A 7,471-nucleotide genomic window follows, 5' to 3' on the forward strand; every position below is an offset into this window, starting at 1 on the left:
GACGTCGTACGGCTTCAGGCCGAGCGGGGGACCGGGCGGGGGCTTGTACATCATGTCGCGGATCTTGACGTTGACATCGGTGATGATCTTGCGGGCGATGCGTTCCGAGGGCGCCGAGACCGCTGCGATCAGGGCGTCCTCCGCCTCCTTGCGCAGGGCCAGGCTGGGCGGGAGCACGGAGACGCCCTCACGGGCCAGCTTGCGCTTGATCCACCACTGTTCGTCGTAGTCGGCCTCGAGGTCGCTGGGGAGGGGTTTCCCCGCGCCGGGCAGATCCTCGAACTCGCCGCGCGCCTTGGCGTCGCGGATCTGTTTGTCGGTCCAGGACTCGAAGCTCACGCCGGGTGGCTTTCGCTCGGTCATGCGGCCATTGTGCCGGACGCCGTCGTGCCGGGCGATTTATCATGCGGCGGTGGCAGGCCAACCGGTCCGGCGCACAAGGGTGTTACAGGACGTTGAGGAGCAGCACGTGCTCGAACTGACCATGGCCTCCGTCTCCGGAGCGGACGCGGGCGCCACGGCCGGCATGCTCATGGCTGACGCGCCCAGCGAGCCGGGAGCCGTGCTGCGGGTGGGCCGGGACACGTCGGTGTGCCGGCTGGTGACGCCGGAGGACTGGCTGTTCGTCTCGCGGGTGCACCTGGAGTTCGTGTGCGGCCCGGACGGCGCCTGGCAGGTGACCTGGCTGCGCGGCTCGCAGCCCGAGCCGTCCTCGGAGGTGCGGCTGACGGTCGGCGACCACGCGCAGCCCCTCGCCTACGGCGGCACCGCACCGCTGCCCCGCGGCGGCAACGGCGAGGTCGTCATCCACGACCGCACCGCCCCGCGCAGCGTGAACGTGGGCTTCTACCACGAGGTCTGAGCGTCGGAAGGCGCCCGGCCCGGTTCAGCCCAGCACCCGCGCCAGCGCGAAGCCGTCGTACCCCTTCGGACCCACCGTCTGGATCGCCGTCCCGCTCAGCCTGGGGTGGGCGGCGATCAGTTCGACGGCCGCGCGGGTGCCCTGGACGTCCGGCGCGTCGCTGCCGGCGTCGGCGATCCGCCCGCCCCGCACCACGTTGTCGACGATGATCAGGCTGCCCGCGCGGGTGAGCCGCAGCGCCCACTCCACGTAGTGGGCGTTGTTGGCCTTGTCCGCGTCGATGAAGACGAGGTCGAAGGGTGGCGGATTCTCGTCGGCCAGCTGGGGCAAGGACTCCAGCGCGGCCCCGACCCGCACTTCGACGATCTTCTCCAGGCCCGCGCGGGCGACGTTGCGGGTGGCGATCTCGGCGTGCTTGGGGCTGTACTCCAGCGAGATCAGCCGCCCGTCCTCGGGCAGTGCGCGGGCGAGCCAGATGGTGCTGTAGCCGCCCAGGGTGCCGATCTCCAGGATGGTGCGCGCCCCCTGGATCTCGGCGAGCAGCCGGAGGAACTTGCCCTGCGGCGCGGTGACGCTGATCTGCGGCAGTCCGGCGGCCTCGCTGTCGCGCAGGGCCGCGCGCAGCGGCTCGTCGTCGGGACAGAGGCGGGCGGAGAAGTACGCGTCGACGGTGTCCCAGATCTGCGGCTCGCTCATGTGCTCAGCCTCTCCCATCCGGTGCGCCGCCACACGCGCACGGCACGCCGGGACCGGGCTCCGCACCCCGGGCGTGATCGATTTTGCGCCGCGCGGAGGCATGCGGCCCCGTGCCCTTATATCGTCTTTCGGACAAAAGCAGATCGGACGTCAGGTGAAACGGGGGTGGCCTGCGTCTTCTTCCGAGGGGCGGGGCGAGCCTCATAGGGTTCGCCAGGCAACTCACGTATCGGGCACGTGGGGCGAACGGGGCGGGAGGCCGACGAGGCGTGGCGAATGCGGAGCACGGTGGACGATCTGCGGGTGCCCTGGGAGCGACGGCGGTCGGCGCGACCGGAGCCCGACTGCGGGCTGCCCGGGCGGCCCTGTGGCTGATCGCCGCGGTCCTGGCGGTACGGCAGCTGGCGGTGGTCCTGGGCACGCCCAGAGGTGAGCGGCTGACCGACCTGGAGACCTGGGTGGGCCCGGGCGGCGTGCTGCACGTGGAGGGCTCGCTCTACGACTCGACGCGCTTCACCGGCACCCCCTTCGGCGGCCTCGTCCTCAAACCTCTCACCCGTTCGGCCGAACAGGCCCTCGGCTGGGGCTGGACCTTCGGCACCCTCCTGCTCGTCGTCGCCCTCGGCCTGGTCGCCGCCCGCGCCCTGCCGCGCCCGGTCAGCCGCCGTACGGCCCTGTTCGCCGCGCCCGCCGCGATCAGCCTGCTCATGCTGTCGCTGCCGGTCCGCAACGCCTTCTGGCTGGGCCAGACCAGCATCCTCCCGGTCCTCCTCGTCCTGCTCGGCTGTTTCGTCGTGCGCGGCCAGCGGGCCGGCGGCGCCCTGATCGGCGTCGCCGCCGCCCTCCAGCCGACCGTGCTGCTCTTCGCCCCCCTGCTGTGGTTCACCGGCCGCCGCCGCGCCGCCGCCTCCCTCGGCGCCACCTTCGCCGCCGGTACGGCACTGGCCTGGGCCGCGATGCCGCACGACTCGTCCACCTACTGGGTGCACCACCTGGCCGGCACCGGTCTCGGCGGTCCGGCCGACGACCTCGCGAACCAGTCCCTGCACGGCGCCCTGCTCCGCCTCGGCCTCACCGGTCCGCTGGAGATCGGCCTGTTCCTCACCCTCGGCGCGGCCGTCGCCGTGCTCGGCGTGCGCCGCGCGGTGCGCTACGCGCGCGACGGCCAGTTACTGCTCGCCGTCGCCGTCACCGGCTGCGCGGCGGTCGTGATCTCGCCGACCACCTGGCAGCACCAGCTCCTGTGGGTGCTGCTCGCGGTCGTCGGGCGGGTCGGCAGGCGGGCGGCCGACCGCCCGGTCTGGCCGGTCGCGGTCATCCTGGTGATGACCGTCCCGGCCAAGTGGATGCTGCCGGACATGGGCTTCCTGCATCCGCTGCGGGACAACATGGTGGTCCTTGCGGCCGTCCTGGCCGCCGTGGCGATCCCCTTCGTCTCCCGCACCTCGCCGTACTTCCGCTCGCCGGTCCCCACGGAGTACGCCGCCCCGGTCCCGGCCCGCTTCCGGCACATCCCGCTGCTGCCGTTCCTGCGCCGGGTCCTGGCCCGCCCGAACCTGCTCCTGGAGATGCTGCTCATCCGCGTCACCTACGCCGCGTACTCGCAGGTCCGGCTCGCCGCGACCGGCGGCACGATCTCCGGCGGCCGGGAGCGGGCCGAGCATCACGGCGAGCAGATCATGGCGATCGAGCGCGTGCTGCACCTCGACATCGAGCACGCCGTCAACCACGCCGTCGTCGAGATCGGCTGGCTGCGCGGCTTCTTCGACTTCTACTACACGTCCTTCCACTTCGCCGTCCCGCTCACGGTCCTCGGCCTCCTCTACTGGCGCCGCCCCGTCGACTACCGCTGGGCCCGCTCCACCCTCGGCCTGACCACCCTCCTCGCCCTGATCGGCTTCTGGCTCTACCCGCTCGCGCCGCCCCGCCTGATGCCGGACCTCGGCATCATCGACACCGTCCACGGCGTCCAGGACTTCTCCCAGCCCGACTACGGCACGCTCACCTCCCTCACCAACCAGTACGCGGCGATGCCCTCGCTGCACTTCGGCTGGTCCCTGTGGTGCGGCCTGGTGATCGCCCTCGTCGCGCCCAGACCGTGGATGAAGGCCCTGGGCCTCCTCCACCCCCTGTTCACCGTCATGGCCATCGTCGCCACCGGCAACCACTGGGTACTGGACGCGGTGGGCGGCGCGGTCGTCGTCCTCGCCGGCTTCGGCCTCGTGTACGTCCTTCAGGGCCCCAGGGCGTCGGCCGCCACCGCACACTCGAACCAGACCGTCTTGCCGCCGCCGGGCCCCGCGTCCACCCCCCACTTGTCGGCCACCGCGTCCAGCAGCACCAGCCCGCGGCCGGTCTCGGAGTCCGGGGAGACGTCACCGGAGAAGGACGGCACCTGATCCGAGCCGTCGGTCACCTCCACCCGGACCGCCGCGGTCTGCCGTAGCAGGACGACCGTGCAGCGGCGGTCCGGGACATGCCGCACGACGTTGGCGACCAGCTCGGTCACCCCCAGCTCAGCCGCGTCCGACAGCTCGGGCATGCCCCACTCGGCGAGGAAGGAGCGGACGATCCGCCGGATGTGCCGCGCGGAGTGCTCGCCGGCCGTGAGGGACATGCGGTACTGGGGGGTGCGTGGCCCCATGAGGGGCGAGAGGAAGTATTCGTTCACGGTACGAGGCTGACGTGACGTCGCTACGCTGGGCTACCGAACAGACACAACGGGTTCCCGCGTGGGCGGAGTTCACCGAGTTGTCGGAGAGGGGCCGTGCGTGCACATCAATGTTCTCGATCCGGGTGCGTCGCCGCTTGATTACTACGGCTTCGAGTTGCGTCGCCTGAGAGAGGCGGCGGGGCTGACGCAGCGGCAGCTCGGGGAGGTCATCAACTACACGGGCTCGCTGGTGGGTCAGATCGAGACGGCCAGGAAGGTGCCCACACTGGAGTTCAGCCAGCGGGTGGACGCGGCGCTGGGCTCGGACGGTCTGCTGTCCCGGCTGGTCGAGTTGGTGCTGCGCAGCCAGCTTCCGGCCTGGTTCCGGCACACAGCCGAGCAGGAGGCGCGGGCCACCGAGATCTGCACCTTCCAACTGCACATGGTGCACGGTCTGTTGCAGACGGAGGCGTACGCGCGCACGGTGCTCGGCGTGCTGAGCCGGGACAACCTCGAAGACCGCACCGCCGTGCGGCTGGCTCGTCAGCGCATCTTCGAGAAGGAGGAGCCGCCGGTCTTTTGGGCGGTTCTGAGTGAAGCCGCGCTGCATCAGGAGATCGGCGGCAGGGAAGTCATGCGCGAACAACTCGCCCGCCTGTTGTCGTTCGAGGGGAACGGCTGGATCAACGTCCAGATCCTGCCGTTCTCCGCCGGTGAGCACACAGGACTGCAAGGCTCATTCACCCTCTTCCGCTTCGATCGGGACCCGACCATCGTCTACACCGAGAGTTACGGCGGAAGCGGGCATCCGACCGCCGATCGGGCCACCGTCGCGAAATGCTCGCTCCGTTACGATCATCTGCGAGCCGCCGCGCTCTCCATCAGGGACTCGGCGGAGCTGATCCGGCGCGTGATGGAGGGACGCTATGGAGAACAAGGCGATACCGGCGGGGATCCAGTGGCGTAAGTCCAGCTACAGCGGCGACGAGGGAGGCGAGTGCGTCGAGATGGCCGAACTCCCCACCACCGTAGCTATCCGCGACTCCAAGAGGCCCAACGGACCCGTGCTCACGCTCGCGCCCGTGGTGTTCTCGGAGTTCGTCGACTGGGCCGCGCAGCGGTGAGTGACTGACGTGGAAACGCCCGAGGGCGGCGGCCAGGGGATCATTGGCCGCCGCCCTCGGGCGTGCTTGAGGGGTGCAGGTCCGGCTCAGTACCAGCCGTTGGCCTGCCAGAAGTTCCAGGCGCCGACCGGGCTGCCGTAGCGGGAGTTCATGTAGTCCAGACCCCACTTGATCTGGGTCTTGGCGTTGGTCTTCCAGTCGGCGCCGGCGGCGGCCATCTTGGTGCCGGGCAGGGCCTGGACCAGGCCGTAGGCGCCGGAGGACGGGTTGGTGGCGTCGACGTCCCAGCCGCTCTCGTGCTCGACGATCTTGCTGAAGGCGTTGTACTGAGCGGCGTTCGGGATCAGCTGCTTCGCGATCGCCTTCGCCTCGGACGGCGAAGCGGTCGTCGCGGCGTGCGCCGGAGCGGCGGTCAGCGCCATGCCGGTGGCGGCGGCGGCCACGGCGGCGGTGGTGAAGGCCTTCTTCGGGGACGCGATGCGGCGGGCGATGCGGGCGACAGACACGTGGAACCTTTTTCTTCGGGGACTGGGGTGTCGCGGCATGCCGGAACCACGCGATGCGGGGCGGGGGCAATGCGTCGGCGCCGAGGCCCGTGGGCTCGTCGGCGCCGTGCGACGTCATCCAGAGAAGCAGGCCTGGAGGGGGTCCGCAATGACCCCCTTTACTAGTTGTGGTCGCATTCAGGCCGAAGGTCGTTTGTGTGACGTGGCTCTCAACGTGCAGGTCAGACGGGCAATTGGCGTGAGCATGGCGTCCGATTTGTCTACTATTTCCCGTCGTATGTGATCTGGGCCCTGTGGGCCGCTTCACTCCCAGGAGTCCCTTTCGGGGCCTCGAATGTGACCCCGGTCTCGAAGGCGGCACGTCGCGTGGCCCGCCGGAGGGCCTTCAGGACGGCAGGACCGAGGGTGAAGGTGAGGACCACCGTCAGGAGGGCGCGGCCGAGGTCCCAGCCGAGGGAGGTGGCGAGGCAGTAGGCGAGGAAGCGGGCGAAGTTCGCGGCGGTGCCCGCGGTGGGATCCGGGGCGATGCTCGAGGTGCCGGTCGGGTTCTCGAGGTCCTGCGGGAGGAAGGGCCAGCCCTGCGCGTTCATCACCAGGCCGTACGCGAACGCGGCCAGGAAGCCGTAGCCGGCGAGCAGCGCCAGCTCCCCGCGACCGCGCAGCCGGTGCGGGCCCGGCAGCAGCCCCGCCCCCATCGTGAACCAGCCCATCGACAGCATCTGGAACGGCATCCACGGTCCCACACCCCCGGTGAGCAGCGCGGACGCGAACATGCTCAGCGAACCCAGGGCGAAGCCGAAGCCCGGGCCCAGGACCCGGCCGCTCAGCACCATCAAGAAGAACATCGGCTCGATGCCCGCCGTGCCCGCGCCGATCGGCCGCAGCGCCGCCCCCGCCGCCGCCAGCACCCCGAGCATGGCCACCGCCTTCGCGCCCAGCCCCGACTCCGCGATCGCCGCGCCCACCACGGCGACCAGCAGCACCAGCAGGCCCGCGAAGAGCCACGGGGCGTCCTGGCTGTGGCCCGCCACCGCCGCGGCGGGCGGCGCGAAGAACGGCCACAGCAGCGAGGCCGCGCCGACCGCGCTGGTCAGGGCGAGGGCGATGACCGAACGGGGGCCGAGGCGGATCGGGCGGGCCTGACGCGTCATGCCAGCGCCTCCTCGACCTGGGCGACCGTCAGCCACTTCTGCGGCGCGAGGATCTTCGTCACCTGAGGTGCGAACGACGGGGACGAGATCACGACGTCGGCCGTCGGTCCGTCGGCGATCACCTCGCCCTCGGCGAGCAGCACGACCCGATGGGCCAGCTCGGCGGCCAGTTCCACGTCATGCGTGGCCAGCACGATCGCGTGCCCCTTCGCGGCCAGCTCCCGCAGCAGCGCGGCCAGGCGGGCCTTCGCCGCGTAGTCCAGCCCCCGGGTCGGCTCGTCCAGCAGAAGCAGCGGCGGGCGGGCGGCCAGCACGACCGCCAGTGCCAGCGTGAGCCGCTGCCCCTCCGAGAGATCCCTCGGATGCGTGGCGTCGGCCACCCCCGGCAGCAACTGCGTCACCAGAGCCCGGCACGTGCCCGGTGCGGCGCCCGCGTCCTCGTCGGCCGCCGCGCACTCGGCGGCGACCGTGTCGGCGTA

At 71.2% G+C, this 7,471-nt stretch carries 9 protein-coding genes and 1 pseudogene; 4 read left to right on the top strand and 6 right to left on the bottom strand.

Annotation, left to right across the window (positions count from 1 at the left end):
- Positions 1 to 363: DnaJ family domain-containing protein (locus tag CCN42_RS15355; protein WP_086736220.1), on the bottom strand; the 363-nt coding region annotated here is incomplete at its 3' end.
- Between the two features lie 106 nt (positions 364 to 469).
- Here CCN42_RS15355 and CCN42_RS15360 point away from each other — a divergent pair.
- Positions 470 to 862 carry an FHA domain-containing protein gene (locus CCN42_RS15360; protein ID WP_107427595.1) on the top strand — a complete coding sequence of 131 codons (393 nt, stop codon included), beginning with the start codon at positions 470 to 472 and terminating at the stop codon, positions 860 to 862.
- A gap of 24 nt (positions 863 to 886) precedes the next feature.
- Here the strand turns inward: CCN42_RS15360 and CCN42_RS15365 are convergent, their stop codons facing one another.
- Entirely contained in the window at positions 887 to 1,558 is a 672-nt protein-coding gene (locus tag CCN42_RS15365) for an O-methyltransferase (RefSeq protein WP_086736209.1), read from the bottom strand.
- Between the two features lie 269 nt (positions 1,559 to 1,827).
- Between CCN42_RS15365 and CCN42_RS15370 the strand changes: the two genes are divergently transcribed.
- Positions 1,828 to 3,957 (top strand): bifunctional glycosyltransferase 87/phosphatase PAP2 family protein, encoded by a 2,130-nt coding sequence (locus CCN42_RS15370; protein WP_169731459.1) that lies wholly within the window; start codon positions 1,828 to 1,830, stop codon positions 3,955 to 3,957.
- On the opposite strand, the pseudogene CCN42_RS44425 reads toward CCN42_RS15370, so the two are convergent.
- Positions 3,891 to 4,202 (bottom strand): annotated as a pseudogene (locus tag CCN42_RS44425) (ATP-binding protein); the annotation flags it as partial. The gene CCN42_RS15370 and the pseudogene CCN42_RS44425 overlap by 67 nt on opposite strands.
- A gap of 127 nt (positions 4,203 to 4,329) precedes the next feature.
- On the opposite strand from CCN42_RS44425, the gene CCN42_RS15380 reads away from it, so the two are divergent.
- Together CCN42_RS15380 and CCN42_RS45875 are read left to right on the top strand one after the other, a co-directional pair.
- On the top strand, positions 4,330 to 5,178 hold the full coding sequence (locus tag CCN42_RS15380) for a helix-turn-helix domain-containing protein (RefSeq protein ID WP_086736214.1): 849 nt from the start codon (positions 4,330 to 4,332) through the stop codon (positions 5,176 to 5,178).
- 40 nt (positions 5,179 to 5,218) lie between these two features.
- On the top strand, positions 5,219 to 5,335 hold the full coding sequence (locus tag CCN42_RS45875) for a DUF397 domain-containing protein (protein WP_339384260.1): 117 nt from the start codon (positions 5,219 to 5,221) through the stop codon (positions 5,333 to 5,335).
- 86 nt (positions 5,336 to 5,421) lie between these two features.
- On the opposite strand, the gene CCN42_RS15390 is transcribed toward CCN42_RS45875, so the two are convergent.
- The 3 genes from CCN42_RS15390 to CCN42_RS15400 form a co-directional block, all read right to left on the bottom strand.
- A complete protein-coding gene (locus CCN42_RS15390) occupies positions 5,422 to 5,841 on the bottom strand; it encodes an aggregation-promoting factor C-terminal-like domain-containing protein (protein WP_086736217.1) in 420 nt (139 codons plus the stop codon).
- A gap of 263 nt (positions 5,842 to 6,104) precedes the next feature.
- Positions 6,105 to 6,992 (bottom strand): ECF transporter S component, encoded by an 888-nt coding sequence (locus tag CCN42_RS15395; RefSeq protein ID WP_086736218.1) that lies wholly within the window; start codon positions 6,990 to 6,992, stop codon positions 6,105 to 6,107.
- Positions 6,989 to 7,471: AAA family ATPase (locus CCN42_RS15400; RefSeq protein ID WP_245877291.1), on the bottom strand; the 483-nt coding region annotated here is incomplete at its 5' end. The genes CCN42_RS15395 and CCN42_RS15400, both read right to left, overlap by 4 nt.

This window comes from Streptomyces glaucescens (genome assembly GCF_002154375.1).
Classification (GTDB): domain Bacteria; phylum Actinomycetota; class Actinomycetes; order Streptomycetales; family Streptomycetaceae; genus Streptomyces; species Streptomyces glaucescens.